Origin of the sequence: Stenotrophomonas sp. SMYL86, from assembly GCF_036320025.1 — a bacterium.
In the GTDB taxonomy this organism is placed as follows: domain Bacteria; phylum Pseudomonadota; class Gammaproteobacteria; order Xanthomonadales; family Xanthomonadaceae; genus Stenotrophomonas; species Stenotrophomonas maltophilia_A.
In genome coordinates this window covers 77,565-103,651 of record NZ_JAWIRU010000015.1, presented here as the reverse complement: position 1 = coordinate 103,651, position 26,087 = coordinate 77,565, and the positions used below count along the sequence as shown (strand labels likewise).

21 protein-coding genes and 1 pseudogene are annotated in these 26,087 nt (G+C 67.2%); 13 read left to right on the top strand and 9 right to left on the bottom strand.

What is annotated here, in order from left to right:
• The first annotated feature begins 11 nt into the window (after window positions 1-11).
• From leuC to leuB, 3 genes are read left to right on the top strand one after another with little or no spacing between them, the layout of a single operon-like run.
• Window positions 12-1,430 carry a 3-isopropylmalate dehydratase large subunit gene (leuC, locus tag V3B64_RS16020; RefSeq protein ID WP_121504423.1) on the top strand — a complete coding sequence of 473 codons (1,419 nt, stop codon included), beginning with the start codon at window positions 12-14 and terminating at the stop codon, window positions 1,428-1,430.
• Window positions 1,430-2,008 carry a 3-isopropylmalate dehydratase small subunit gene (gene leuD, locus V3B64_RS16015; RefSeq protein ID WP_006390726.1) on the top strand — a complete coding sequence of 193 codons (579 nt, stop codon included), beginning with the start codon at window positions 1,430-1,432 and terminating at the stop codon, window positions 2,006-2,008. Before leuC ends, leuD begins: the two co-directional genes overlap by 1 nt.
• Window positions 1,998-3,059, top strand: coding sequence for a 3-isopropylmalate dehydrogenase (gene leuB, locus V3B64_RS16010; protein ID WP_180838222.1), 1,062 nt, complete (start codon window positions 1,998-2,000; stop codon window positions 3,057-3,059). Before leuD ends, leuB begins: the two co-directional genes overlap by 11 nt.
• A 164-nt stretch (window positions 3,060-3,223) precedes the next feature.
• Here leuB and V3B64_RS16005 read toward each other — a convergent pair whose 3' ends face one another.
• Window positions 3,224-3,997 (bottom strand): SDR family oxidoreductase, encoded by a 774-nt coding sequence (locus V3B64_RS16005; protein ID WP_253143941.1) that lies wholly within the window; start codon window positions 3,995-3,997, stop codon window positions 3,224-3,226.
• Window positions 3,998-4,114: 117 nt separating this feature from the next.
• Between V3B64_RS16005 and V3B64_RS16000 the strand changes: the two genes are divergently transcribed.
• Together V3B64_RS16000 and V3B64_RS15995 are read left to right on the top strand one after the other, a co-directional pair.
• The gene (locus V3B64_RS16000) at window positions 4,115-5,020 is read left to right on the top strand and encodes a LysR family transcriptional regulator (protein ID WP_329914458.1); all 906 of its coding nucleotides are present in this window, start codon (window positions 4,115-4,117) and stop codon (window positions 5,018-5,020) included.
• A gap of 119 nt (window positions 5,021-5,139) precedes the next feature.
• A pseudogene (locus V3B64_RS15995) lies at window positions 5,140-5,283 on the top strand (LysR family transcriptional regulator); the annotation flags it as partial.
• Between the two features lie 312 nt (window positions 5,284-5,595).
• Here the strand turns inward: V3B64_RS15995 and V3B64_RS15990 are convergent.
• Window positions 5,596-8,757, bottom strand: coding sequence for an efflux RND transporter permease subunit (locus V3B64_RS15990; protein WP_121504419.1), 3,162 nt, complete (start codon window positions 8,755-8,757; stop codon window positions 5,596-5,598).
• Between the two features lie 4 nt (window positions 8,758-8,761).
• A complete protein-coding gene (locus tag V3B64_RS15985; RefSeq protein WP_329914457.1) occupies window positions 8,762-9,892 on the bottom strand; it encodes an efflux RND transporter periplasmic adaptor subunit in 1,131 nt (376 codons plus the stop codon).
• 119 nt (window positions 9,893-10,011) lie between these two features.
• Between V3B64_RS15985 and V3B64_RS15980 the strand changes: the two genes are divergently transcribed.
• From V3B64_RS15980 to V3B64_RS15970, 3 genes are all read left to right on the top strand, one after another.
• Window positions 10,012-10,692, top strand: a complete 681-nt coding sequence (locus tag V3B64_RS15980) for a TetR/AcrR family transcriptional regulator (protein WP_049398377.1) — start codon at window positions 10,012-10,014, stop codon at window positions 10,690-10,692.
• 136 nt (window positions 10,693-10,828) lie between these two features.
• Complete coding sequence (locus tag V3B64_RS15975; RefSeq protein WP_049398378.1) at window positions 10,829-11,476, top strand: protein-L-isoaspartate O-methyltransferase; 648 nt, start codon at window positions 10,829-10,831, stop codon at window positions 11,474-11,476.
• A 16-nt stretch (window positions 11,477-11,492) separates the two neighbouring features.
• A complete protein-coding gene (locus V3B64_RS15970; RefSeq protein WP_049460783.1) occupies window positions 11,493-12,851 on the top strand; it encodes a TolC family outer membrane protein in 1,359 nt (452 codons plus the stop codon).
• A gap of 100 nt (window positions 12,852-12,951) precedes the next feature.
• Here V3B64_RS15970 and V3B64_RS15965 read toward each other — a convergent pair whose 3' ends face one another.
• Window positions 12,952-14,169, bottom strand: coding sequence for an amino acid transporter (locus tag V3B64_RS15965; protein ID WP_329914456.1), 1,218 nt, complete (start codon window positions 14,167-14,169; stop codon window positions 12,952-12,954).
• 229 nt (window positions 14,170-14,398) lie between these two features.
• Window positions 14,399-15,697, bottom strand: a complete 1,299-nt coding sequence (waaA, locus tag V3B64_RS15960; RefSeq protein WP_049398381.1) for a lipid IV(A) 3-deoxy-D-manno-octulosonic acid transferase — start codon at window positions 15,695-15,697, stop codon at window positions 14,399-14,401.
• 60 nt (window positions 15,698-15,757) lie between these two features.
• Between waaA and V3B64_RS15955 the strand changes: the two genes are divergently transcribed.
• Entirely contained in the window at window positions 15,758-16,675 is a 918-nt protein-coding gene (locus V3B64_RS15955) for an LpxL/LpxP family Kdo(2)-lipid IV(A) lauroyl/palmitoleoyl acyltransferase (protein ID WP_049398382.1), read from the top strand.
• Window positions 16,676-16,821: 146 nt separating this feature from the next.
• Here the strand turns inward: V3B64_RS15955 and V3B64_RS15950 are convergent, their stop codons facing one another.
• The 4 genes from V3B64_RS15950 to V3B64_RS15935 form a co-directional block, all read right to left on the bottom strand.
• Complete coding sequence (locus tag V3B64_RS15950) at window positions 16,822-17,271, bottom strand: transposase (protein ID WP_329914455.1); 450 nt, start codon at window positions 17,269-17,271, stop codon at window positions 16,822-16,824.
• 203 nt (window positions 17,272-17,474) lie between these two features.
• Window positions 17,475-18,806, bottom strand: a complete 1,332-nt coding sequence (locus V3B64_RS15945) for an O-antigen ligase family protein (protein WP_329914454.1) — start codon at window positions 18,804-18,806, stop codon at window positions 17,475-17,477.
• A complete protein-coding gene (locus V3B64_RS15940; RefSeq protein ID WP_329914453.1) occupies window positions 18,787-19,902 on the bottom strand; it encodes a glycosyltransferase in 1,116 nt (371 codons plus the stop codon). Before V3B64_RS15940 ends, V3B64_RS15945 begins: the two co-directional genes overlap by 20 nt.
• A 15-nt stretch (window positions 19,903-19,917) precedes the next feature.
• Window positions 19,918-20,115: a zinc-finger domain-containing protein gene (locus tag V3B64_RS15935; RefSeq protein WP_005410967.1), complete on the bottom strand. Its 198-nt coding sequence runs from the start codon at window positions 20,113-20,115 to the stop codon at window positions 19,918-19,920.
• Between the two features lie 421 nt (window positions 20,116-20,536).
• Here V3B64_RS15935 and V3B64_RS15930 point away from each other — a divergent pair, with 421 nt between their 5' ends.
• The 4 genes from V3B64_RS15930 (at window position 20,537) to V3B64_RS15915 (ending at window position 25,774) form a co-directional block, all read left to right on the top strand.
• Window positions 20,537-23,881 carry a GH92 family glycosyl hydrolase gene (locus V3B64_RS15930; protein ID WP_329914452.1) on the top strand — a complete coding sequence of 1,115 codons (3,345 nt, stop codon included), beginning with the start codon at window positions 20,537-20,539 and terminating at the stop codon, window positions 23,879-23,881.
• Window positions 23,878-24,612 (top strand): basic secretory protein-like protein, encoded by a 735-nt coding sequence (locus V3B64_RS15925; protein ID WP_132810760.1) that lies wholly within the window; start codon window positions 23,878-23,880, stop codon window positions 24,610-24,612. The genes V3B64_RS15930 and V3B64_RS15925 overlap by 4 nt, the downstream gene beginning before the upstream one ends.
• A 206-nt stretch (window positions 24,613-24,818) precedes the next feature.
• A complete protein-coding gene (locus tag V3B64_RS15920; RefSeq protein WP_329914451.1) occupies window positions 24,819-25,634 on the top strand; it encodes a hypothetical protein in 816 nt (271 codons plus the stop codon).
• On the top strand, window positions 25,631-25,774 hold the full coding sequence (locus V3B64_RS15915) for a hypothetical protein (RefSeq protein ID WP_180845221.1): 144 nt from the start codon (window positions 25,631-25,633) through the stop codon (window positions 25,772-25,774). The genes V3B64_RS15920 and V3B64_RS15915 overlap by 4 nt, the downstream gene beginning before the upstream one ends.
• The last annotated feature ends 313 nt before the right edge of the window (window positions 25,775-26,087 follow it).

The window sequence follows — 26,087 nt, the reverse complement described above, 5'->3', positions numbered from 1 at the left end:
CAGGCACACGCATGACTTCCGCACCCCGCACCCTGTACGACAAACTGTGGGACGCCCACGTGGTTGTCCCTGAATCCGACAGCGCGCCCGCCGTGCTGTACATCGACCTGCACCTGATCCACGAGGTGACCTCGCCGCAGGCGTTCACCGAGCTGCGCGAACGCGGCCTGTCACCGCGCAGGCCGGATCGCACCAAGGCGACGATGGACCACTCCACGCCGACCCTGCCGGCTGCCGCCGATGGCACGCTGCCCTACGCCAGCGCGGCGTCCGAGGCACAGGTCGCCACGCTGGCACGCAACTGCGCAGAGCACGGCATCGAGCTGTTCGACATGGCTTCGGACAACCGCGGCATCGTCCACGTGATCGCGCCCGAGCAGGGCTTCACCCAGCCCGGCATGACCATCGTCTGCGGCGACAGCCACACCTCCACCCATGGTGCGTTCGGTTCGCTGGCCTTCGGCATCGGCACCAGCGAGGTCGGCCACGTGCTGGCCACGCAGTGCCTGCTGCAGCGCAAGGCGAAGACCTTCGCGATCACCGTCGACGGCCCGCTGGCGCCGGGCGTCGGCGCCAAGGACGTGGTCCTGCACATCATCGGCGTGATCGGCGTCAACGGCGGCACCGGCCACGTGATCGAATTCCGTGGCAGCACCATCGAAGCGATGGACATGGAACAGCGCATGACCCTGTGCAACATGTCGATCGAGGCCGGTGCACGTGCCGGCATGGTGGCGCCGGACCAGGTCACCTTCGACTTCGTCGCCGCGACCCCGCGCGGCCCCAAGGGCGCCGACTTCGACGCCGCCGTGGCACGCTGGCAGCAGCTGCGCAGCGATGACGGCGCGCATTTCGACAGCGAAGTGCACATCGACGCTGCCGACATCCGCCCGACCCTGACCTGGGGCACCCATCCGGGCACCGCGATCGCAGTGGATGCGCCGATTCCGGCGGCCAACGATGCCGCCGCACAGAAAGGCCTGGACTACATGCATTTCCAGGCCGGCAAGGCGCTGGCCGGTACACCCGTGGACGTGGTGTTCGTCGGCTCATGCACCAACGGCCGGTTGAGCGACATGCGCGAGGTCGCACAGGTCCTGCGCGGTCGGCGCGTCGCCGACCGGGTGCGCATGCTGGTGGTACCGGGCTCGGAGATCGTCAAGCGCCAGGCCGAGGCCGAAGGCATCCATGAGATCGTGCGCGCGGCCGGGGCCGAGTGGCGCGAACCGGGCTGCTCGATGTGCATCGCCATGAACGGCGATCTGGTCGCTCCCGGCCAGCTGGCCGTGAGCACCAGCAACCGCAATTTCGAAGGCCGCCAGGGCCCCGGTTCGCGCACGCTGCTGGCTTCGCCGATGAGCGCCGCCTGGGCCGCGGTGAACGGGCACGTCGCCGATACCCGCGAACTGTTCGCACAGGAGGTGGCGTGATGGCCGGTTTCCGTACCCTGACCTCGTCCAGCGTGGTGCTGGCGCAGACCAACATCGACACCGACCAGATCATCCCGGCGCGGTTCCTGTCCACCACCGAACGTGCCGGCCTCGGCCGCAACGCGTTCAATGACTGGCGCTGGCAGGCCGACGGTTCCCCGGTGGCCGACTTCGCCTTCAACCAGCCACACAACGCCGGCCGCAGCATCCTGCTGGCGGGCCGCAACTTCGGCTGCGGTTCCTCGCGCGAGCATGCACCATGGGCGCTGACCGACCTCGGCCTGCGTGCCATCGTCAGCAGCGAGATCGCCGACATCTTCCGCGGCAACTCGCTGAAGAACGGCCTGCTGCCGATCGTGCTGGACGAGGCCGATGTGCAGGCGCTGATGCAGCGCCCGGACGACGAGCTGACCATCGACGTGGCCGCGCGCGAACTGCGCACGCCCGATGGTCGCGTCTATTCCTTCCCGCTGGATGGCTTCTCGCAGACCTGCCTGCTGGAAGGTGTCGACCAGTTGGGGTATCTGTTGGGCCGTGTCCCTGAAATCGAACGCTACGAGAGTGAGCATGCACGCTGAAATTGTTGTCCTGCCCGGTGATGGCATTGGCCCGGAAGTGGCCGCCGCGGCAGTCGCCGTCCTGAAGGCCGTCGCCGAACGCTTCAACCACACCTTCACCTTCAGCGAGCACGACATCGGTGGCGTCGCCATCGATCGCCATGGCGAGCCATTGCCCGCCTCTACGTTGACCGCCTGCCAGGCCGCCAACGCCGTACTGCTGGGTGCAGTCGGCGGCCCGAAGTGGTCCGACCCGAATGCCAAGGTGCGCCCGGAGCAGGGTCTGCTGGCGATCCGCAAGGCGCTGGGCCTGTACGCCAACCTGCGCCCGGTGCGCACCCATGAAGCCGCGCTGCACGCCTCGCCGATCAAGGCCGAGCTGCTGCAGGGCGTGGACTTCGTGGTGGTGCGCGAGCTGACCGGTGGCATTTACTTCGGCGACAAGACCCGCGACGCCGACAGCGCCAGCGATCTGTGCCGCTACACCGTAGCCGAGATCGAGCGCGTGCTGCGTAGCGCTTTCCGCCTGGCGCAGCAGCGTCGCGGCAAGGTCACCTCGGTGGACAAGGCCAATGTGCTGGAAACCTCGCGCCTGTGGCGTGACGTGGCCGCGCGCATCGGCCGCGAGGAGTTCCCGGACGTTGCGCTGGAGCACCAGCTGGTCGATTCGATGGCGATGCACCTGCTGGCCAAGCCGCGCGAGTACGACGTGATCGTGACCGAGAACATGTTCGGCGACATCCTCACCGATGAGGCGTCGATGCTGGCCGGCTCGCTGGGCCTGCTGCCCTCGGCCTCGCTCGGCGAACCCGGTGCGGTCGGCATCTACGAGCCGATCCATGGTTCGGCCCCGGACATCGCCGGCAAGGGCATCGCCAATCCCTACGCGACGATCTTCAGCGCCGCCATGCTGCTGCGCCATTCGCTGGGCCTGGAAGCCGAGGCTGCTGCGGTGGAAGCTGCCGTCCACGCCGTGCTGGACGATGGCGTGTTCACCGCCGACCTGGCGGCGAAGGGCCAGGCCGTCAGCACCGCTGCCGCCACCGACGCGGTGCTGGCCAAACTCAACTGATCCGAAAGCGCCACGCCATGCGTGGCGCCTCTCCCTTTGGACATTGTGCGCAGCCCCCCATGGGGTGGCTCTACTGTAGATCCACGCCATGCGTGGATGCGCCATCCGTGCCAACCAAGGTTGGCACCTACCACCGCAGTAGAGCCACGCCCTGCGTGGCTGCGTTACTTGGTGGTGTACCCACCATTGACCAGAATCGTCTGCCCAGTCATCCACCAGCCATCGGTGACCAGGAAGCGGATCCACGGCACGATGTCGGCGATGTCGGTCAGGCCAGTGCGGGTGAATGCCGACAGTGCGGCCGCGGTCTTGTGATACGCCTGCGCATCGGCACTCTCGGCCGGATAGAAGAACGGCGTGTCCATCGGGCCAGGCCCGATCGCAGTCACCGAGATGCCGCGTTCGCCGAACTCCTTCGACGCCGCACGGGTGAAGTGCTCGACCGGCGCCTTGGTACCGGCATAGCTGGAATAGAACGGCGTGAATGCGCCCAGCAGTGAGGTGACCAGGGTGCAGATGCGGCCGCCGTCGTTGACGTGGCGGCCGGCCTCCTTGAGGAAGAAGAATGCGGCCTTGGCGTTGACCGCGCTCATCTCGTCATACTCCGCTTCGCTGATCTCCAGCAGCGGCTTCTTCAGCACCTTGCCGACCGTATTGATGGCGATGTCAGGGCGACCGACTGCAGCCACGGCATCGGCGAACAAGCGCTCCATCGCTGCGGCCGACGTCAGGTCGCCCTGCAGCGCCACCGCCGTGCTGCCGGCGGCCTGCACGGCGGCGACGGTGGCCTCTGCATCGGCCTGGGTGGCGGCGCTGTTGTAGTGGATGACGATGGCTTTGGCGCCCTGGCTGGCGAAGTCGCGGGCCAGCAGGCCGCCCAGGTTCTTGGCGCCACCGGCGATCAGCACGGTCTTGCCCTTGAGGGAATGGTCGGTCATGGCGTTTGTCTCAGGAGGGGGCTGCCCGGGGTGGCAACCCTGCCCTGACGACGATATCGTGCAGAAAATGCGGATAAAGCCCGCCACATTGACTTAACTTTCCAGAATAGGCGAACAATGGACCGGATCGATCGCTTCCGCATCTTCACCCGGGTGGTGGAATGCGCCAGCTTCACCCGCGCCGCCGACCAGCTCGGCCTGCCCCGCTCCACCGTTTCCGCGGCGGTGGCCGAGCTGGAGCAGCGGCTCGGCACCCGCCTGCTACAGCGCTCGACCCGGCGGGTCTCCACCACCCACGACGGCGACGTGTTCCATGCCCGCTGCCTGCGCCTGATCGCCGAAGTTGAAGACGCCGAATCGCTGTTCCGGCAAGACGATGCGCAGCCGGTGGGCCTGCTGAAGATCGATGTGCCCAGCCGGATCGGCCGCCGCATCCTCGCCCCGGCCCTGCCCGACTTCTTCGCGCGCCATCCGCAGGTTGAAGTGGACCTGGGCATGACCGACCGCGCGGTGAACCTGATCGAAGACGGCTGTGATGCGGTGCTGCGGGTCGGCCAGCTGGGTGACTCCAGCCTGGTGGCCCGCATGCTGGGACAGCTCGACTTCGTCAACGTCGCCGCGCCGGCCTACCTGCGCGAACACGGCGTACCGCAGCATCCTGCCGACCTGCAGCAGCACCGCGCGGTGAACTACGCATCGCCGACCACGGCGCGGGTGGAACCGTGGGAATGGCAGGACGGTGGCCAGCTGCGCACGCTGCCGATGCCTGGCTGGGTACGGGTAAACAGCGCCGAGGCCTCGATCGCGTGCTGCGTGGCGGGGCTCGGCCTGCTGCAGATTCCGCGCTACGACGTGCAGGTCGAACTGCAATCCGGTGCGCTGGTGGAAGTGATGCCACAGCACGTGGCGCAACCGCTGCCGGTGACCCTGTTGCAACCGCATCGGCAGCACCGCGCGCAACGCGTGCAGGTGTTCATCGAATGGCTGCTGCCGGTGCTGCGGAGCGGCCTGCAGCTGCAGTAAATCCACGCCATGCGTAGATGCACGCCACGCAGATCAGTAGATCCACGCCATGCGTGGATGACTGAGCCTGGTCCTCCGCAGCCACCCATGGGGTGGCTCTACTGCAGAAACTACCAACCTTGGTGGAAGTGATGCCACAGCACGTGGCGCAACCGCTGCCGGTGACCCTGTTGCAACCGCATCGGCAGCACCGCGCGCAACGCGTGCGGGTGTTCATCGAATGGCTGCTGCCGGTGCTGCGGAACGGCCTGCAGCTGCAGTAAATCCCCGCCATGCGTGGATGCGTGCATCAGTGCCAACCAAGGTTGGCACCTACCAGGGCGAAGACCCGCTGCGGTAAATCCATGCCATGCGTGGATGCGTGCATCAGTGCCAACCAAGGTTGGCACCTACCAGGGCCAAGACCCGCTGCGGTAAATCCACGCCATGCGTGGATGCGTGCATCAGTGCCAACCAAGGTTGGCACCTACCAGGGCCAAGACCCGCTGCGGTAAATCCCCGCCATGCGTGGATGCGTGCAACAGTGCCAACCAAGGTTGGCACCTACCAGGGCAGTGGCCGCCGAACCCGGGGCGTTACGCCCCGGATTCGTCCGGCTTGACCCGGAACCACGCGGCGTACAGCGCCGGCAGGAACACCAGGGTCAGCACCGTGCCCACGATCAGGCCACCCATGATCGAAATCGCCATCGAGCCATAGAACGCACTGCGTGACAGCGGAATCATCGCCAGCACGGCCGCCAGCGCGGTCAGCACGATCGGGCGGAAACGGCGCACAGTCGCATCGATGATCGAATGCCAGCGGTCATGCCCGGCATCGATGTCCTGCTGGATCTGGTCGATCAGGATCACCGAATTGCGCATGATCATGCCCGCCAGCGCGATCGTGCCCAGCAGCGCCACGAAGCCGAATGGCGCGCGGAACAGCAGCAGGAACAGGGTCGCACCGATGATGCCCAGCGGCGCGGTCACCAGCACCATCGCCGCACGCGAGAAACTGCGCAGCTGCAGCATCAGCAGCGTGGCCACCACCACCAGGAACAGCGGCATGCCGGCCTTGATCGAGTTCTGGCCACGTGCCGAATCCTCCACGGTACCGCCGGTTTCCAGCAGGTAGCCATTCGGCAGCTCGGCACGGATGCCATCCAGCGTCGGCAGGATCTGATGCACCACGTCAAGTGGCTGCATGCCATCACTGATGTCGGCGCGCACGGTCACCGTCGGCAGACGGTTACGGTGCCAGATGATGCCATCCTCGAAGCCGTACTCCATCGTCGCCACCTGCGACAGCGTGATGCTGCCGCCGTTGGCGGTCGGCATCGACAGGCTGGACAGCAGCTCCAGCTGATTGCGTTCATCGGCCGGCCCGCGCAGCAGCATCTCGATCTGGCGGTTGCCTTCGCGATACACGCTCACCGACTGCCCGGCCAGCGAGCTGGACAGGAACTGGCTGACCTGGGCACTGCTCACACCCAGCGCGCGCGCACGCTCCTGGTCGATCACCAACCGCACCACCTTGCTCGGCTCGCTCCAGTCCAGGTTGACGTTCATCACGTGCGGGTTCTCACGCACCTTGGCCTCGACCTGTCGTGCGATCGCCTGCACCTTCTCGATGTGCTCGCCGGAGATGCGCATCTGCACCGGGTAACCGACCGGCGGACCATTCTCCAGGCGGGTGACGCGCATCTGCACGTCCGGGAACTTCGGGATCACCTCATGCAGCAGCCAGTCACGGGTGCTTTCGCGCGACTTGATGTCCTTGGCCAGCACCACGAACTGGGCGAAGTTGGTGGCCGGCAGCTGCTGGTCCAGCGGCAGGTAGAAGCGCGGCGAACCGGTGCCCACGTAGGACACGTAGTTGGCGATGCCATCGCGGTTGGACAGCAGCTTCTCCAGCTTCTCGGCCTGGGCCTGGGTCGAGCGCAACGACGCACCCTCGGCCAGCTCGATGTCCACCATCAGTTCCGGCCGGGTCGAATCCGGGAAGAACTGCTGCGGCACGAAGCGGAACATCATCAGCGAGAACACGAACAGGGCGATGGTCGCGGCGATCACCCACCAGCGGTGGCGCAGGCAGCCATCGAGGAAGCGACGGAAGCTGCGATAGAACGGGCGCTGGTACGGATCATGGTCGTGCCCGTGCTGCGGCGGCGCGATCAGGTTGGCCAGCGCCGGATAGCGGTCGGCCCACTGCTGGCGCTTGGCCAGCCAGCGCGCGGACAGGCTGCCCGGCTTCGGCGGCTGCGGATTGAACAGGTCCGGCAGCATCTTGTCGCCCAGGTACGGGATGAACAGCACCGCGGCAATCCACGACACCACCAGTGCGATAGTCACCACCTGGAACAGCGAGCGGGTGTACTCACCCGTGCTCGATGCCGCCGTGGCGATCGGCAGGAAGCCGGCCGCCGTGATCAGCGTACCGGTCAGCATCGGGAACGCGGTCGACTCCCAGGCGAAACTGGCCGCACGCAGGCGGTCGTAGCCCTGCTCCATCTTGGTGGCCATCATCTCCACCGCGATGATCGCATCGTCCACCAGCAGGCCCAGCGCCAGCACCAGCGCGCCCAGCGAGATCTTGTGCAGGCCGATGTCGAAGTAGTGCATGACGAAGAAGGTCATCGCCAGCACCAGCGGGATGGTCACACCTACCACCAGGCCGGTGCGCAGGCCCAGCGAGAAGAAGCTGACCAGCAGCACGATCACCACCGCTTCGGTCAGCACCTGCACGAACTCGCCGACCGACTCCTCCACCGATTGCGGCTGGTCGGACACCTTGCGCAGCTGCATGCCGGCCGGCAGGGTCTTCTGCAGGCGTTCGAACTCGGCATCAAGGTTGGCGCCAAGCTTGAGAATGTCACCGCCGTCCTTCATTGCCACGGCCAGGCCGATCGCCTCCTCGCCCATGAAGCGCATCTTCGGCGACGCCGGGTCGGCGAAGCCGCGCTTGACCTCGGCGATGTCGCCCAGGTGCACGGTGCGGTCGCCAGCGCGGATCGGGAACTGGCGGATGGCGTCGATGTCATTGAACTGGCCGGTCACGCGCAGCTGCACGCGATCGGTGGCGGTCTCAAAGAAGCTGGTACCGGTGACCGCGTTCTGGTCGGCCAGTGCCTGCTGCACCTGCTGCATCGACACGCCCAGCGTGGCCAGGCGGGTGTTGGACAGCTCGATCCACACCTTCTCGTCCTGCAGGCCGACCAGGTCGATCTTGCCGACGTCGGGCACGCGCTGCAGCTCCAGCTGGATGCGGTCGGCGTAATCACGCATCACCGCGTAGTCGAAGCCCTTGCCGGTCAGCGCATAGATGTTGCCGTAGGTGTCGCCGAACTCATCGTTGAAGAACGGGCCGACGATCTCGCGCGGCAGCGTCGGCCGGATGTCGCCCACGCGCTTGCGCACCTGGTACCACAGATCCGGAATCTGCTTGGAGCGCAGGCTGTCGCGCGCCATGAAGATGACCTGCGATTCACCCGGGCGCGAATACGAGCGGATGAACTCGTACTCGCCGGTGTTCATCAGCGCCTTCTCGATCGGCTCGGTCACCTGCCGCGAGACCTGCTCGGCGGTAGCACCCGGCCACAGCGTACGCACCACCATCGCCTTGAAGGTGAACGGTGGATCCTCGGACTGGCCCAGATGCTTGTACGACCACGCGCCGATCAAGGCGAAGGCGAGCATCGCGAACAGCACCAGTGGACGATTGGCCAGCGCCCACTCGGAAAGATTGAAGCGGCGCACCGGCTTACTCCTTGGCCTTGGCGGCAGCGGCCGGCGCGGCCGGCTTCAGCACCGGGCGGTTCTGCCGGTCCACGGCAATCACCGGCTGGCCGGCACGCAGCAGATGGCCACCCGCGGCGACCACCCAGTCACCCGCGCCCACACCGGACAGCACCGGCACCGTTTCGCTGCCGTAAGCCCCGGTGGTGATCGCTGCGGACTTCAGCGTGCTGTTGGCCGGGTCGACCAGCCACACGCTGGCGGTACCGTTGGCACCGCGCTGCAGCGCGCCCAGCGGCAGCTGCAGGGTGCCGTGGCGGCCGGCGCTGCTGTAGACGCGTGCGCTCTGGCCCAGTTCGACATCGGCCAGCGCATCGGCGGCCAGGCTGACCCGGGTCGCGTAGGTACGTGCCTGCGGATCGGCGGCGGCGGCGATCTCGCGGATCGTGCCCGGCAGGCGCTGGCCAGGACGGTTCCACAGCTCCACCTCGACCGGCTGGCCCACCGCATAGTCACGGATGGTGGCCTCGGGCAGGTCGATCAGCACTTCGCGCCCGCCATCGGCGGCCAGGTTGAAGATGGTCTGGCCGGCCGACACCACCTGCCCGGCCTCGGCCTCGCGGCTGGCGATCACGCCGTCGGCCGGTGCGCGCAGCTGGGCGTAATCGGCCTGGTTGCGCAGCACATCGAGGTTGGCGCGGGCGGCGTTGGCCTGGCCCTGCGCGGCCTTGAAGGCGGCGGACTGCTGGTCCAGCTGCGAGCGGCTGACCAGTTGCTGGTCGGCCAGCACCTGGTAGCGCTTGAGGTCATCGCGGGCACGTACCAGATCGGCTTCGGCCGCAGCCAGCTGCGCCTGCGAGGCGCGGGCCTGCAGCGCGAAGTCGGCCACGTCCAGCTCGGCCAGCACATCGCCCTTCTTGACCCGCTGCCCGGCATCGACATGGCGCTTGACCAGGTTGCCACCGACGCGGAACGAAAGCGGGCTTTCCTGCCGGGCACGCACCGTGCCCGGGAACGCCGCCGGGGCCTGCCCGGCCTGTTCGCCGGGGTGAACCACCAGCACCGGTACGGCCGCCTGTGGCGCCTGTTCCTGTCCCGAACAGGCTGCCAGCGCAGCCACCCACACCATACCGCCCATCCAGCGCACGATCTTCATCGGTCAACGTCCTGAAAACGCAGGGTTGCAACTAAGGGGGGAGCCGCGACTGCCGGCCCAATTTAATAAACCGGCCGGTATAGTATAAATATCGAACCGCTTGGTCTAGTATTGTCGCGATGAGTTCTCCCACTTCCCGCAAGCCGTCGGCCAAGCCCGCTGCCAAGGCCGCCGGACCCGGGCGTCCCAAGGACCTCGGCAAGCGCGCGGCGATCCTTGAAGCAGCCAAGGCACTGTTCATCGAACAGGGCTATACCGGCGTGAGCATGGACACCATCGCCGCTCAGGCCGGCGTCTCGAAGCTGACTGTGTACAGCCACTTCGGCGACAAGGAGACCCTGTTCTCCGAGGCCGTGCAGTCAAAATGCATTGAAATGCTGCCTGATGCGCTGTTCGTGGCCGACGCGGACGGCCCCCTGCGCGACCAGCTGATCGGCATCGGCCTGGCCTTCTTCGAGCTGATCACCTCCGACGCAGCGATCTCGATCCAGCGCATGATGATGGCGCCGGAGACCGACGAACGCCTGCGCGAGCTGTTCTGGCAGGCCGGCCCGGAACGTACCTGCGAGGCCCTGGCCGATTTCCTGCGCGCGCGCGGCGAACGCGGCGAACTGGACATCCCCGACTATTACCTGGCTGGCCAGCAGTTCCTGACCCTGGTCAAGGGCGAAGTGCACATGCATATGATGTGCGGCATGCCACTGTCACCGGTGGAGTGCGACCCTCTTGCCCATGTGACCGCCAGCATCGACTTCTTCCTGCGCGCCTACGCGCCAAGAGGGGCCGGGACGGCCGGATAACCAAAACTGAACGAACCGGAGGTCGCGATGACTTCCGGCACTGCGACCCCGGCCACCCGGCAGCTGATGCTCTGGGCGCGCCGCCGGCCTCCGGCACCGGTAAAATGGCCGGCCCACTGCGCTGGATTTGAACCTCATGACGATTGATTACGCCCACGCCCGCGAACTGATGGTGGAACAGCAGATCCGTCCCTGGGACGTGCTGGACATCAAGGTGCTCGACGTCCTGGCCCGCCTGCCGCGCGAGGCCTTTGTCGCCGATGCACACCGGGCACTGGCCTATGCCGATGTTGAACTCCCGATCGGCCATGGCCAGAAGATGATGAAGCCGGTCATCGAGGGCCGTACCCTGCAGGCACTGGATCTGCAGCCGGGTGACGAAGTGCTGGAAATCGGCACCGGCAGCGGCTTCCTGGCAGCCTGCATCGGCGCGCTGGCGCGCGACGTGCTGAGCCTGGAGATCGACCCGGAACTGGCCGCCGCCGCGCGTGCCCGCCTGGACGCTTCCGGCCTGGGCACCAACGTCCGCGTGGAAGTGGCCGACGCCCTGTCCTGGCAGACCGAACGCCGCTTTGACGTGATCTGTGTCACTGGTGCGGTCGACGTGGTGCCGTCACAGTTCGCCTCGTGGCTGCGTCCGGGTGGTCGCCTGTTCGTCATCCATGGCCGTTCGCCGGCGATGGAGGCCCTGCTGGTCAAGGCCGACGGCAGCACCGAGTCCCTGTTCGAGACCGATATTGATTACCTGCGTGGTGCCGCCCCGGCCCCCCAGTTCCACCTCTGAGTCCAAGGAAGCCGCAATGATCCGCCGATCCCTCGCTGTTGCGCTGGCCACTGCCCTGCTGCCGTTGTCCGCCCATGCCGCCGACCTGCTGCAGGTCTACGAAATGGCGCGCAATGGCGATCCGCAGCTGTCCGCCGCCGAATCCACCCGGCTGTACGACAAGGAAGGCGCCGTGCAGGCCCGCGCTGCCCTGCTGCCGCAGATCAACGGCCAGGCCACGCTGAACCGCTCGCGCAGCGAGGCGGACCATGACGCCAACTCCGGCACCGTGACCAGCAAGCGCCGCAACTACACGATCGAAGGGAGCCAGACGCTGTTCAACTGGACCCAGATCAACAACCTGCGTTCGCAGCGCGAGCTGAGCAAGGCGGCGGACTTCACCCTCGATTCGGCCAACGACAGCCTGATCGTGCGCACCTCGGCGGCCTACTTCAACGTGCTGGTGGCAATCGAATCGCTGAACGCTGCACAGACCAATGAAGCGGCCGCGAAGAAGCAGTTCGACTTCGCCGACAAGCGCCTGGAAGTGGGCCTGGCGCCGATCACCGACGTGCACGAAGCACGCGCCCAGTACGACCAGGCGCGTGCCAACACCATCGTTGCGCAGAACACCCTGGCCGATAACTACCAGGCCCTGACCGAACTGACCGGCCAGCCGGTGGTCAACCTGCGCGGCCTGCCGGCGGACTTCCGCCCGGAAGTGCCGGCCAACCGTGGCAACATCGATGAGCTGGTGCACCAGGCCACCAACCAGAATCCGGCGCTGAAGGCCCAGGAACTGAAGGTCAGCGCCGCCGAGGCTGGCGTGCAGGCCGCTCGTGGCGGCCATTACCCGACCCTGTCGCTGGGCGGAAGCTGGGGCAAGAGCGCAACCTGGGGTGACAGCACCGGTGCCGGCTCGTTGTCGCCGGATGCACGCACCAACAGCATCGGGCTGACCCTGAGCGTGCCGATCTTCGCCGGTGGCGCCACCCAGTCCGGCGTGCGCCAGGCACTGGCCCAGCGCGACATCGCCCAGGACGGCTACGAGCAGCAGAAGCGTGCCCTGGACCGCAACACCCGCAATGCCTACCAGACCTTGGTGCAGGGCATCAGCGAAGTGGAAGCCCGCCGCCTGGCGGTGGTCTCGGCGCAGAGCGCGTACGACGCGTCGCAGGTCGGCCTGGAAGTCGGTACCCGTACCGTGCTGGACGTGATCCAGAACCAGCGCATCCTGTTCTCGGCGCAGCTGGATTATGCACAGGCCCGCTACACCTTCCTGCAGAACCGCTTGCTGCTGAGCCAGTCGCTGGGTGCGCTGGACGTGGCCGAGCTGCAGGACGTGAACCGCCTGCTGACCCAGGACGCGGGCAACCCGTCGACGACCACGCACTGAGTCGTCGCCCTGCCGGCAACGAAGAAGCCACCCGGGAGGGTGGCTTTTTTGTGGGCAGCGCGTACGGCCCCACCCAGGCATGGCGCAGATCCGCCGGCCGTCAGCCCGGCCACGCGCCTGCCCGCTCCACTGCGGCCAGCACGCACAGCGCCGCGGCCAGGGGCGCAAGCACCATCGCAGCCCCCGGCATAGGCGCGCGCACACGCAGTGCTGCCAGGCACAAAGCCGCCATCACCAGCAGGGTGGCCGGGCCCGGCAGCACCGGCAATGCATCGACGGGTGTTCCCAACGCCAGCAGCGCCGCCAGCACCACGGTGACCGGTATCAGCCGCGTCCGGAACCCGGGCGCTTCATCCGCGGCCACAGGCCAGAGCTGCGCTGCCAGATGTGTGGCCAACGACAACAGCACCAGCAGCAGTGCTGCCAACCCGGCCATGCCCGCCAGCGGCAGCAACGGCAGCAGCCACTGCAACTGCGGATGGCCCTGCAATGCCACCGACAACGGCCGCGTACTGGCCAATGCCGGGAACTCGACCAGGCCGGCCTGCAACGCCGCCAGCACGATCAGCAGTAGCATTGCCAGCAGCAGCGCGGCCGCCAGCAGCCCTGGTGACTGCGCACGCACCTGCGGGCCACGCCCAGGAAACCCCAATGCCAGACCCACACTGGCAAACACCGCCAGCAAGGGCACGCTTGCCGCCAGCACCCCGCCGGGTCCAAACCGATAGGGCGCGGTGGCGTCCGGCAGCCACGGGATCCAGTTCGCGTAGTGCACGTGGCGGACCGCCAGCGCCAGCAGCAACAGCCCAACACCGATCTTCGCCGTCAACAGCACGCAGACCATCAGCGCGATGCGACGCGGAGGCAGCAACACGAACGCACCCAGCACCAGCAGGCTGGTGACAGCCATCACCGGATCCGGCAATGCGCTGCCGGTTTCAATACCGCGACTGGCAAACACCGCACGCGCGTGGCCCGCCATGGACTGCGCCACGCCGGCGCTGGTCACCACCAGCTCCAGCAGCAGCACAGCACCCAGCAGGCGCGCGACTGCCGGGCCCCAGGCGGCCCGCAGCGGGCCGTACAGGCCATCGGCTTCCGGCTGCTGCTGGTTCAGCACGTGCAGGCAATACAGCATCGGCGCTGTGCCCAGTGCGGCCAGCAGCAGACTCAGTACGATGGCCGGGCCGGCCTGGGCGGCGGTGTACTGGCCGATCAGGGCGATCACGCTGCCCCCCAGCAACAGGGTCAACGCCACCAACGCGAAGTGATCCATTCCCAGCAGCGCGTGCCGGCCACGGCGGTTGTCGCTGTCCATCGCAAGCCCTCTTGATTCCGCCCATGCGCGGTCGACAGCAGGCTGGCAGCCTGCGCCAAAGGGCGGTATCAGAATCCGTACCGTGCGCATCGCGATGTGACCACAAACACGTTCGCAGCCACGCATCCGGTCCTGCTGCGACAGGAATCCGGTTGCTAAGCAGAATTGATGCAGTCGATCACGTCAGTCGGTCCACGTAGTGTCCGCCCTGGCGGTGTTGCTGCCCGGCTCAGCTGCGCGGCGGCGGCAGATGTGGTGCGACCAGCGCCAACGTGCGCTGCAGGGCACCGCGGCCATTGCTGACCAGCGTGCATCCAGCACGGGCCATGTCCTCGCGCGCCGCTGCGTCGCCCAGCAGGTGCTGCAGCAGGTCACCTACCGCCTGCACGTCCTCGCCGATCAGCAAGGCACCGGCCTCACGCATGCGCCGTGAGATCTCGGCGAAGTTGTGCAGGTGCGGACCGGTCACAGCGGCAGTGCCCATCGCCGCCGGTTCCAGCAGATTGTGGCCACCAATCGGCTGCAGGCTGCCGCCGACGAAAGCGACCTGCGCGCAGGCATAGAACGGCATCAGCTCACCCAGGGTGTCGATGACGAATACATCCGTGCCGGCCTCCGGCCATTGCTTCGCGCGACGGGTCGTCACGTTCCAGCCCTGCTCGCGCGCCAGCGCCTCCACCTTCGGGAAGCGCTCGGGGTGCCGCGGCGCCCACAGCAACAACAGGTCGGGGTGCTGCTGGCGCAGGCGCCGATGCAGGTCGATCACCGCCTGCTCCTCACCATCGTGGGTACTGGCCGCGATCCACACCGGGCGCCCGGCGGGCACGCAGGCGTGGAACTGCTCGACGAAGCCCTGCACATCCGGCGTGGCGATATCGAACTTGAGGTTGCCCAGCGCCTGCACCTGTTCACGCGCAGCACCCAGCTGCACGAAGCGCTCGGCGTCGTCCTGCGACTGCGCGGCCACGCAGGTGACCGTGCGCAGCGCACGGCGGATCAGCGCCGCCAGCACCCGGTAACCGCGCAACGAACGCGCGGACAGGCGGGCGTTGAGGATGTAGACCGGGATGCGACGGTCGCGGCAGCCGAACAGCATGTTCGGCCACAGCTCGGTTTCCAGGATCAGTGCCAGGCTGGGCTGGAAATGGCCGAGGAAGCGGTTGACACTGCCCGGTACGTCGTACGGCAGATAGACGTGATCCAGCGCGTCTCCCCACAGCGCGCGCACGCGCTCCGAACCGGTCGGGGTGATGGTGGTGATGACCCAGCGGATGTCCGGACGCTGCTGGCGCAGGGCATTCACCAGCGGCGCGGCGGCATTGACCTCGCCCACCGAGACCGCGTGCAGCCAGACCCGCGGCTGGCCGGTCGGCTGCGGATACGAGGCATAACGCTCGTCCCAGCGCCGGAAGTATTCACGGACCCGGAAACCGCGCCAGACCAGGTGGTACACGGTGATCGGCAGCAGGATGTAGAGCACGGCCGAGTACAGGCCGCGCAGGATCCATTCGACAGGGTCTTTACGCATGCGGCAAGGATACGGGAGCCCCCCGGGAAAGACACGCAGCCGGGTTGGTAGAATGGCGCCATGTCAGATGCCACCACCGCCGTCCGCCCGTCACTGCGCGATCCCCGCAACTGGCCGATGTTCGCCGCCATGCTCGGCGCCTTCGCCATCGCCCGCCTGCCGTGGATGCTGCAGCGTGCGCTCGGCCGGGGCGTCGGCTGGATCAGCTGGCGCCTGCTCGGCAGCCGCCGTCGCGCCGCCGAGGTCAACCTGCAGCTGTGCTTCCCGGAGAAGGACGAAGCCTGGCGCCAGCGCCTGGTGCGCGACAGCTTCGACGCGCTGGGCGTGGGCGTGCTCGAGTGCATCCGCGCCTGGTGGGGCAGCATCGACCGCATCCGCCCGCAGGTGAAGATCGAAGGCCTCGAGCATCTGCGGCAGATGCAGGCCGAAGGCCGCGGCGTGCTGCTGGTCTCCGGCCACTTCATGACCCTGGAGATGTGCGGCCGCCTGCTGTGCGACTACGTTGACCTGTCGGGCATGTACCGCAAGCACAAGAACCCGGTGTACGAATGGGCGGTGAAGTTTGGCCGCCTGCGTTATGCCAAGGCGATGTTCGCCAACGAGGACATCCGCGCGACCGTGCGCCACCTGAAGAAGGGCGGCTTCCTCTGGTATGCGCCGGATCAGGACATGCGTGGCAAGGACACCGTGTTCGTGCCGTTCTTCGGCCATACCGCATCCACCATTACCGCCACCCACCAGCTGGCGCGGATGACCGGCTGCGCGGTGATTCCCTACTTCCACCGCCGCGAGGGCGGAAAGTACTTCCTGAAGATCGGCGCACCGCTGGAGAATTTCCCCAGCGAGGATGTGGAAGCCGATACCACGCGGGTCAACCAGGCCATCGAAGAAATGGTACGCGAAGCCCCGGACCAGTACCTGTGGATCCATCGGCGGTTCAAGCGCCAGCCCGGCGGCCGGAGCGATTTCTACAAGTAGCGGTGGGAGGGATGGCTTCATCCACGCATGGCGTGGATCTACTGCCTTGTGCGGCTTCATCCGCGTATGGCGTGGATTCAATGACGTGGGGCATTCTGAAGTAGATCCACGCCATGCGTGGATGCTCTTCGATTCCGTGCCGGGATTCACAACGGCCAGCGGCACCAGGCGTACGGGTACTCCCCCATCACGCACGCCAAGCCCGCACGGACCGGATTGGTCAGGATGTACATCGCCTTCTCGTGAAGGGATTCATCGCTGCGTACGGCGTGATCGTGGTAACCGTGCTGCCACAGCGACCCTCGCCGCTCCAATCGCCGATTCAGCAGCCGGCTGCTGCGTGATTTGAGCAGGGCCATGCACTCGGCCAGGGTTCCCCCGCGCAACTCCATCAACCAGTGCAGATGGTCTGGCATCACCACCCAGGTGAAGCTGTGGCTCACGCCCTTGCGCTCTACGAAGCGCAGTGCTTCAACCAGAATCGCTACGTTGGAAGCATCGGCAAAGAAGGGTTCACGATCGAGGGTTACCGTAGTCAGTGAATAGACGTTACCGGTGCAGGAGTAACGACCGTAGCGGAGTCTTGGGCTGGCCATGGCCTCAGCGTGCGATACACACGGAGGCACGGCTAGTGGAGGTTGGCGCGTGTTTGCGTCGGTAAAGCCCCATCCACGCATGGCGTGGATCTACTACGGCGACGTTCGTTCGGCGACCGCCCCATGCACGCCATGGCGTGGATCCACCATGGGGACGTTTGTTCGGTACGTGGAGTAGAGCCACGCCATGCGTGGATGGACGATCACACCGCTTTCGGTGCGTCGTCCGGTTCGCGGGCCAGCAAGGTGCCGACGAACAACGCGGCCAGCAGCACGGTCACCCCACCCCAGAATGCGGAATAGAACGCAAGGTGGGTGTTGAGCGGGAACACGGTAGCGGCCAGCGCCAGCATCGCAGGGCGCGCGCGGTCACGGGCCGCGGGCGGTGCGAAACGCCAGGCGCGCCACGCCTGGGCGACGGCGGCCAGCCACAGCAGCAGGCCCAGCACGCCGGTTTCGGCGAGGATTTCCAGCACGATCTGGTGTGCGTGCAGCGCCGGTTCGGCGCCCCACACCGCGGGCCCATCGTCACCGACGCACTGCGGGTACGCATCGCGGAAGCCGCGTGCGCCCACGCCGTTGATCGGGTGCCCGGCAATCATGCAACCGGCCGCACTCCAGATGCGCCCGCGCCCGGACAGCGCCTGGTCGACGCCCTCGGTGCCGCCGTCCCAGGCCATCGCGGTGCGCGCCACGCGCTCGCGCAGCTGCGGCACGCCGGCGGTCAGTGCCGCCGCGGCCAGCAGGCCAACCACCGCCAGCAGGCCCAGGCGCTTCCAGCCGAGCTGGCGCACGCCGCTGTAGGCCACGATCACCGCGAAGGTGATCCACGACGCGCGCGAACCGGCCAGCAGCAGCACGATGGCCAGCGCCGCGCCGGCGAGCAGCCAGCCCGGCGTACCGAAGCGGCGTGCGGCGGGGAGCAGCAGGAACGGCGAGAGGCTGGCCAGCACCTGGCCGAACTTGAGGTTGCACGGCCCGAGCGCGCCACTGAGGCGGTCGGCCAGCGCGGCTTCCTCGGCCGGGCACAGCGCATGGCCGCTGACGGCGAGCTTCAGCTGCTGCAGCGACCAGAACCACGGGCTGGTACCCGCCACCGACTGCACCAGCGCATCCAACGTCCACAGCGCGGTGATCAGCGCCAGGCCACCGAAGATCAGGTGGCGCCGCTGCGGCGTGGCCACCGCGATCGCCACCAGCCACATGAAGGGCAGGTAGCGCAGGCCGGCGGCCGCCTTGGTCCACGACGCCGCCGGATCGATCGCATCGAAGGCGGAGAACGCCTGCGGCAGCCAGTAACCGAGGAACAGGATCGAGGTCAGCGCCCACGCGGCGGGTGTCAGCAGGTGCGGGCGGCGCTGCAGGCGGCGCATGATCATGCGCACCGCGGCATAGAGCGCACCAAGACCCAGCACGGTTTCAGCGATGCCCGGCAACGGCCACAGCGCCACGTACGCCAGCACCCACCAGGGCGCCCAGCGCCCGGCGCGGTCCTCGCGCACGAGGGTTGCGGGGTCAGCCGGCGAGGTCGGCATAGAGGCGGAGGGTGTCGCGCTGCATGGCCTGCAGGGTAAACGGGATGCGGCTCGGCAAGGACGGCGGCTGCGCCAGCAGGGCCAGCGCACGTTCACCCAGCGCCCGTGCATCGCCCAGCGGCACGGCGCCGGCCGGCTGCAGCTGCTGCAGCAGTTCGCCGACGCCGCCATGGTCCCAGCCCAGTACCGGGCGACCGACCGACAACGCTTCTACCACGGTGCGGCCGAACGCTTCGGGCTTGTCCGACAGCTGCAGCACCAGATCGCTGGCCGCATAGACCTGGGCGATGCGCGCGGTCGGCGTGCTGATCTGCACGGCGTCGGTCACGCCCAAAGCAGCCGCCTGCCGGCGCAGGTCGGCCACGTAGGCTTCACGGCCGGGTTCATCGGTGCCCAGCATCCACAGCTGTGCCGGCACACCGGCCGCGCGTACATCCGCCAGCAACTGCAGCGCATGAGCATGCCCCTTCAGCCGGGTGCCACGCCCCGGCAGCAGCAGCAGCGGGCCCTCAACCTGCGCCAGCCACGGGTAATCGGCTGCCAGCGCCAGTCGTGGCCGACGGTCGGCGCGGGCCACGCGGGGAAACTGTGCGACATCGACGCCGCGCGGAATCACCTGCAGCCTCGCTTCGGGAACCGTCGGGTAGTGCCGCTGCACGTAGTCGCGCACGGTATTGGACACGCAGATCACGCGTTCACCGCTGGTCATCACCGCGCTGTAGCGGCTGGGCGAGTTCAACCCGTGCACGGTGGTCACCCAATGCGGGCGCTGTGCGGCAGGCATCGCGCGGATCGCGTACAGGCCCAGCCAGGCCGGCAGCCGCGAACGGGCATGCACGATGTCGGCGCCAACTTCAGCGAACAGGCGGCGCAGGGTCGGCAGGTGGCGCAGGGTCAGCAGCGATTTGCGGCCGATATCAAGGGTGAGGTGCTCGGCACCGCTATCGAGCAGCGGCTGCACCAGGCGGCCACCGGCGGAGACCACCAGCGCGCGATGGCCGGCAGCGACCAGGGCCGCAGCAATTTCCAGGGTCGAGCGCTCGACACCGCCGGAGTGCAGCGCCGGCAGCAACTGCACCACGGTCAATCGGCGCATCGAAGGGGCGGCCGCTTAGTCGGCCAGCACGAACACGGAACCGCAGTACGGGCACTGCGCTTCGCCGTTGGGCTCGTCTTCGATCGGCAGGTACACGCGCGGATGCGAGTTCCACAGCGCCATTTCCGGGGTCGGGCAGCTCAGCGGCAGATCGCTGCGGTGCACGGTGTAGCGCTTCTCGGCGTTGGCGGGCGCAGTGGCGGTATGGCTCATGGCGGATGTCGATGAACGGGTTGCGAGGCCTGTGATTCTAGCATCTGGGCCGCCCCGACATTGCGCCGCAACGGGTCTTTGCGCGTACCGGGCCGATTCCCTGCGGCCTTGCATGCCACCTCGGGACGGGGTGCCGGCGGAAATTCCCGATCGATCCTGCAGGTTCACGCCGAAAATCCGCCGACAACGATATTTCCTGCATTTGGATCGAACTAAATGGCACTTGTCAGGTTGCCACGGCTGTTGCAGGATCGGGCCAGGTCGTAAACCGGCCCACTCCAATCCGACCCGATCGCATGGCCCGCCCCCACCGGACCGGTATCGCTTCTTCCACTGCCATCCCGGCGGGCGGAGCGATGCTGTCCGTGGTGTCCGCCGATGCGGGTTCTGCCCGCCGCCTGCCCTTCCGGGAGACCCCTGCATGACCCTGTCCGATCCACGCCGCGCCCTGCTTCCGCTCGCCCTGGCCCTGGCCTGTGCGACTACCGCGATGCCGGTGCTGGCACAGGGACTGCAGACCTCGTTCGAACCGGGCCAGCCGGCTCCGGCACCGGCCGAAGGCGCACTGCAGGTCACGATCGGCAACGGCCCTGCTGCGCCTTACGCCGCCAAGCGCAATGCGGGCTACAGCGGCCTGCATGCACTGCGCTACAGCAGCGAAGGCGGCAGCGCGCGACGCGAGCTGTTCAAGGCGGACATGACCATCGAGGCCGATACCACCCTGTCGTGGCTGGTGCTGCCGGAGATCGTCGGCAAGGACACCGTGGCCTCGACCTATGTGTCACTGGACCTGCTGCTGGACGATGGCAGCCGCGTTTCGGCCAGCGCTGCACGCGACCAGCATGGCGTGGCCATCGGTGCGCGCGCGCAGGGCGATTCGAAGACGCTGTATCCGCAGCAGTGGGCGCGCAAGGCGGTGCGGCTGGGCGACGTGCCCGCGCTGAAGGGCCGCCGCGTGGTGGCGATCGAACTGGAGGTGGCCAGTGCCGACGGTGCACCGGTCTCGGGCTGGATCGATGACGTGCGCCTGGACACAGTGCCACGTCAGCAGCCAGCGCGCGTCTCCGACTGGGTGCTGACCACCCGTGGCACCCAGGCCAACGGCACCTTCTCGCGCGGCAACAATTTCCCGGCCACCGCGGTACCGCACGGATTCAACTTCTGGACCCCGGTGACCGATGCTGGCGCACTGAACTGGCTGTACCGCTGGAACGAACAGAACGACGCACAGAACCGCCCGCAGCTGCAGGCGCTTGCGCTGAGCCATCAGCCCAGCCCGTGGATGGGCGACCGCCAGACCTTCCAGGTGATGCCCTCGGCCAGCCGTGGCGTGCCGGAGGCCGACCGTCGCAAGCGCGCGCTGTCGTTCGAGCGCAGCCATGAAAGCGCGCGCCCGTATCGCTACGACGTGCGCTTCGACAACGGCATCGCGGCCGCCATCGCGCCGACCGATCATGCCGCGCTGTTCCGCTTCGAGTTCCCCGAGGGCGGCGACGCCAACCTGCTGTTCGACAATGTCGATGCACGCGGTGGCCTGACCCTGGACGCTGCCACGCAGACACTGTCCGGCTACACCGATACGCGCAGCGGCCTGTCCAACGGCGCCAGTCGCATGTACGTGGTGGCCAGCTTCGACAGGCCGTGGCGCAGCAGTGGGCGCCTCAACACCGGCCGACCGACCGGTTACATCAAGTTCGATGCCGGCAGCGACCGGCGGGTGACCATGCGCCTCGCCACCTCGCTGATCTCGGTGGAGCAGGCACGGCACAACCTTGCCCTGGAAATCGCCGCAGCCGATACGCTGGAAAGCGTGGCCGGCCGTGCGCAGGATGCGTGGGATGCGCGCCTGGCCCGTTTCGACATCGGCGATGCCAGCGACGACCAGAAGACCACGCTGTACTCCAGCCTGTACCGGCTGTTCCTGTACCCCAATTCCGGCCATGAGAACGTGGGCAGCGCCGCCGCACCGGAATGGCGCTACGCCAACCAGGCCAGCGCCAGCGATGACAACACCGAGGGCAGCGCGACCCGCAGCTATGCCGCCGTGCGCGACGGCAAGGTATTCGTCAACAACGGCTTCTGGGACACCTTCCGCACCACCTGGCCGGCCTATGCGCTGTTCACGCCCGACGATGCCGGACAGCTGGTGCAGGGCTTCATCGAGCAGTACCGCGCCGGCGGCTGGATTGCACGCTGGTCGTCGCCGGGCTACGCCGATCTGATGGTCGGCACCAGCTCCGATGTGGCCTTCGCCGACGCATGGCTGAAGGGCATCGGCGGGTTCGATCCGGCCGAGGCCTATGCCGCCGCGCTGAAGAACGCGACCGTGGTGCCGCCGGACCGCCATGTCGGCCGCAAGGGCATGAACCGTTCGACCTTCCGCGGCTATGCCAGTGCCGACGTGCACGAAGGCATGTCGTGGACGATGGAAGGCGCACTCAATGACTTTGGCATCGCCAACATGGCCGATGCCCTGGCCAAGCGCGCGACCGCGCCCGCCGCACGCGAGCGCTACAGCACCGAGGCCGACTACTTCCGCCATCGCGCCGCCAGTTACGCGACGATGTTCGATCCGGCGGCAGGCTTCTTCCAGGGCCGCAAGGCCGATGGTCGCTGGCGCGTGGACGCAAAGGCCTACGATCCGCGCGTGTGGGGCCACGACTACACCGAATCCAATGGCTGGACCTTCGCCTTCACCGCAGCCCATGACGGCGAAGGCCTGGCCGCGTTGTATGGCGGCCGCGAAAAGCTGGCGGCGAAGCTGGATACCTTCTTCGCCACGCCGGAAACCGCGGACCCGGCACTGGCCGGCTCGTACGGCGGCACCATCCACGAGATGACCGAAGCGCGCGACGTGCGCATGGGCATGTATGCGCACAGCAACCAGCCGGCGCACCACATCCCGTGGATGTACCTGTACGCCGGGCAGCCATGGAAGACCCAGCAGCACGTGCGCGAGATCCTGTCGCGGCTGTATGTGGGCAGTGAGATCGGCCAGGGCTACCCGGGCGATGAGGACAACGGTGAAACCTCGGCATGGTACGTACTGGCCTCGCTGGGCCTGTACCCGCTGCGCATGGGCGCCCCGGAGTACGTGATCGGCTCGCCGGCATTCGAGCATGCACGGGTGGAGCTGCAGGGTGGCGCGGTGCTGACCGTGAACGCGGCCAACAACTCGCGTGAGAACGTCTACGTGCAGTCGCTGAAGATCAACGGTACGCCGTGGACGAAGACCTGGGTGCCGCACGACCTGATCGCCAAGGGCGCGACCCTCGACTTCGTGATGGGACCCCGCCCCTCGCGCTGGGGCAGCGGCGTGGACGATGTGCCGCGCTCGTTGACCGCGCGCGGCCAGCACCCGCAGCTGCTGCACGACCTGCTCGGCAGCGGCGCGAAGGCGACGCTGGCCGATGGCCGTGCCCTGCCCGCGCTGGTCGATGACGATGCCGGCACCACGGTGGGTCTGGGCGCCGGTGCAACCATCGCGCTGACCGGCCTGGCCGAGGGCACCCCGACGATGTACACGCTGACCAGCGGTGACGGCCGCATCCAGGGCGGTGAGTGGACGCTGGAGGCGCGCAACGGCGGCGGCAGCTGGGCCGTGCTCGACCAGCGCAGCGGCGAAGACTTCGAATCCGCCCGCCAGACCCGTCCGTTCCGCATCGCCAAACCCGGTCGTTACAGCGAGTACCGCCTGCGCCTGGCGGCACCGGCACGGCTGCCGCTGGCGGAGATCGAACTGCTGGCGGCCGGCACCGTACAATGAGCTGCATGCGCTTCCGTCTACTGCCTCTGGCCCTTGTTGCCCTGTCCTTCTCAAGCTTCGGCCAGACCCAGGCGTTCGATACGCAGCTGACCCGCGACGGCGTGACGCTGAACTACCAGGACGCCCGTGGCGCCCTGGCCGCACCGCAGCGCAAGCGGGTGATCGATACGTTCTTCTTCGCGTACCTGCGCGAACGTGCGGACTTCCATCCCGCTGCGCCGTCAATGGTGCGCATCGTGATCGATCCGGCCTACACCGGCATTGCCTTCGTCGGCGACAAGGACCAGGCAGCGACGATCACCATCAATCCGGGTTGGCTGGCGCAGCACCCGAACGACATCGACCTGGTCACCCATGAGGCGATGCACATCGTGCAGGGGTATCCCGGCTACGGCGATGCACGGGTACCGGGCTGGCTGGTGGAAGGCATCGCCGACTACGCGCGCGACCGCTACGGCATGGACAACGCCGCCGCTGGCTGGGCATTGCCGATGAAGGTCGAGAAGGGGCAGAACGTCGACAGCGGCTACCGGGTGACCGGTGCGTTCCTGAAGTGGGCGGAGGCGGAACATCCCGGCCTGGTGCTGGCACTGGACAAGGCCCTGCGCGACGGCCGCTATGCACCGGCGCTGTGGCAGAAGCACACCGGCAAGGCACTGCCGGCGCTGTGGGCGCAGTACGCCAAGCCGCGTTCGGATGCACCGGCGCCGGCACGGCGCGGCAAGCGCTGACCGCAGGTAGCACCGTGGCTTGCCCGGCGAAACGCCTGTTTCGCCGCGCTGCGCGCCCGCCTGGCATGGCCCGGCATGACCTGCCCAACGGGATCTCATTACGATCTCACGCGGAGTAATCCGACAAGTCGGATAGGCGCCTGTTCATAACAGCACGCGGCAGCAACCGACATCGTGACTGAGCGAGGGTCGCTAACCTTGCTTGCATGAAAATCAGAACCAAGGTCGGTAGGCGCAAAGCGGTCGTTGTGCTGGTGACAGGAGCAGCCATTGCACTGATCACGACCGCGATCTGGACGAGAAGCAACACGCCGAGCGTTCTCGCTGTTGCCCCCCAAGAGCAGCAGACCGTACGGGTTCGTATCAACGGAAAAGATGCTGCGATCGAGACGACGCAGGCCGCAAGCGTTGCCGCCGCCGGGACTCAGTTGATTGCAATTCGCCGAACGTTGTCGCCCCAGCAGGCCCTTCTGCTGGCGCAGGACATAGCGCGTTGCACAAACGCCGCAAGCTTGGCGGGAACAGACATTCCGACGGGACTGACTCCCGACCAGCAGCGTGAGTTCCGGGAAAACGTTCTGGGTGACTCAGACTGCTCCGCTCTTGAATCAGAACACTCCATCTATGACCTCGCCTACTACGCGGCGTCAGACGGCGACTCCACTGCGAAATTGATGTTCTCGGGACTGGCGTCTCATCAGTTCGACGATGAGCACTCCATGTTCGATGAAGAGCTCGTCAAGCGATTCAAGGAAGCGACAGTGAGATTCCTCAACGAAGCCGCGGACTCGGGTGACAGCAATGCCCTGATGCTTCTTGCGGCCACCTTTGAGGATGGCCTGCATGTGCCTCGCGATGCAGCACGCGCACACGCCTATGCGCGCGCATTCAGCCAGGCCAGTGGCGGCAAGGGGCTTCGCTATGCCGAGCGGCTCTGGAGCCAACTCTCACCGGACCAGCAACGGGAATCGAACCGATGGCATATCGAGATATCGAATCGAAGAAAAGGAGAAATGAAATGAAAGGAAAGTCGAAACGCAATCGCTGGCTGATGATCGTGGTCGCGTGCCTGGGAGGCACAGCAATCGCAGCGTCGGTTGGGAAATTCTACTGCGGCAAGGCCTGCAATGTAGCCGGGGATATGGTGGCGGAGGAAGGGTGACCATCGGAGATATTTCGGTAGCTCAATAGCTACCACTGCGGCACATCTTGGTTGCCACGTTCGCTCGGTAGCGCCGGGCCACACCCGGCGAAATGCCTGATTCGCCGCGCTGCGCGCTCGCCGGACATGGCCCGGCGCTACCACATCGCTGCCTCAGCGCAACTGCACGAAGCCAGCGTAGAGCGCGAACAGCTGCTGGAAGTACCGCCGCGTCACTCGATTGCGCATGACACCCTCGCCCATGAAAAGTTGGTCGGGCCCAGGGTGGGAAGGCCGGTCCGGTCCCTTCCCACGGCCGGGCCGCGTGGGCGTA

What these genes read in the sequence shown, in the direction of transcription:
- V3B64_RS15975 (WP_049398378.1), top strand. Translation starts at nt 10,829, where the DNA reads ATGACGATTGATTACGCCCACGCCCGCGAACTGATGGTGGAACAGCAG.
- V3B64_RS16005 (WP_253143941.1), bottom strand. Translation starts at nt 3,997, where the DNA reads ATGACCGACCATTCCCTCAAGGGCAAGACCGTGCTGATCGCCGGTGGC.
- leuD (WP_006390726.1), top strand. Translation starts at nt 1,430, where the DNA reads ATGGCCGGTTTCCGTACCCTGACCTCGTCCAGCGTGGTGCTGGCGCAG.
- V3B64_RS15940 (WP_329914453.1), bottom strand. Translation starts at nt 19,902, where the DNA reads ATGCGCCGATTGACCGTGGTGCAGTTGCTGCCGGCGCTGCACTCCGGC.
- V3B64_RS15935 (WP_005410967.1), bottom strand. Translation starts at nt 20,115, where the DNA reads ATGAGCCATACCGCCACTGCGCCCGCCAACGCCGAGAAGCGCTACACC.
- V3B64_RS15950 (WP_329914455.1), bottom strand. Translation starts at nt 17,271, where the DNA reads ATGGCCAGCCCAAGACTCCGCTACGGTCGTTACTCCTGCACCGGTAAC.
- V3B64_RS15980 (WP_049398377.1), top strand. Translation starts at nt 10,012, where the DNA reads ATGAGTTCTCCCACTTCCCGCAAGCCGTCGGCCAAGCCCGCTGCCAAG.
- V3B64_RS16000 (WP_329914458.1), top strand. Translation starts at nt 4,115, where the DNA reads ATGGACCGGATCGATCGCTTCCGCATCTTCACCCGGGTGGTGGAATGC.
- V3B64_RS15965 (WP_329914456.1), bottom strand. Translation starts at nt 14,169, where the DNA reads ATGGACAGCGACAACCGCCGTGGCCGGCACGCGCTGCTGGGAATGGAT.
- V3B64_RS15915 (WP_180845221.1), top strand. Translation starts at nt 25,631, where the DNA reads ATGAAAGGAAAGTCGAAACGCAATCGCTGGCTGATGATCGTGGTCGCG.
- V3B64_RS15930 (WP_329914452.1), top strand. Translation starts at nt 20,537, where the DNA reads ATGACCCTGTCCGATCCACGCCGCGCCCTGCTTCCGCTCGCCCTGGCC.
- V3B64_RS15945 (WP_329914454.1), bottom strand. Translation starts at nt 18,806, where the DNA reads ATGCCGACCTCGCCGGCTGACCCCGCAACCCTCGTGCGCGAGGACCGC.
- V3B64_RS15920 (WP_329914451.1), top strand. Translation starts at nt 24,819, where the DNA reads ATGAAAATCAGAACCAAGGTCGGTAGGCGCAAAGCGGTCGTTGTGCTG.
- V3B64_RS15970 (WP_049460783.1), top strand. Translation starts at nt 11,493, where the DNA reads ATGATCCGCCGATCCCTCGCTGTTGCGCTGGCCACTGCCCTGCTGCCG.
- leuB (WP_180838222.1), top strand. Translation starts at nt 1,998, where the DNA reads ATGCACGCTGAAATTGTTGTCCTGCCCGGTGATGGCATTGGCCCGGAA.
- waaA (WP_049398381.1), bottom strand. Translation starts at nt 15,697, where the DNA reads ATGCGTAAAGACCCTGTCGAATGGATCCTGCGCGGCCTGTACTCGGCC.
- V3B64_RS15985 (WP_329914457.1), bottom strand. Translation starts at nt 9,892, where the DNA reads ATGAAGATCGTGCGCTGGATGGGCGGTATGGTGTGGGTGGCTGCGCTG.
- leuC (WP_121504423.1), top strand. Translation starts at nt 12, where the DNA reads ATGACTTCCGCACCCCGCACCCTGTACGACAAACTGTGGGACGCCCAC.
- V3B64_RS15925 (WP_132810760.1), top strand. Translation starts at nt 23,878, where the DNA reads ATGAGCTGCATGCGCTTCCGTCTACTGCCTCTGGCCCTTGTTGCCCTG.
- V3B64_RS15955 (WP_049398382.1), top strand. Translation starts at nt 15,758, where the DNA reads ATGTCAGATGCCACCACCGCCGTCCGCCCGTCACTGCGCGATCCCCGC.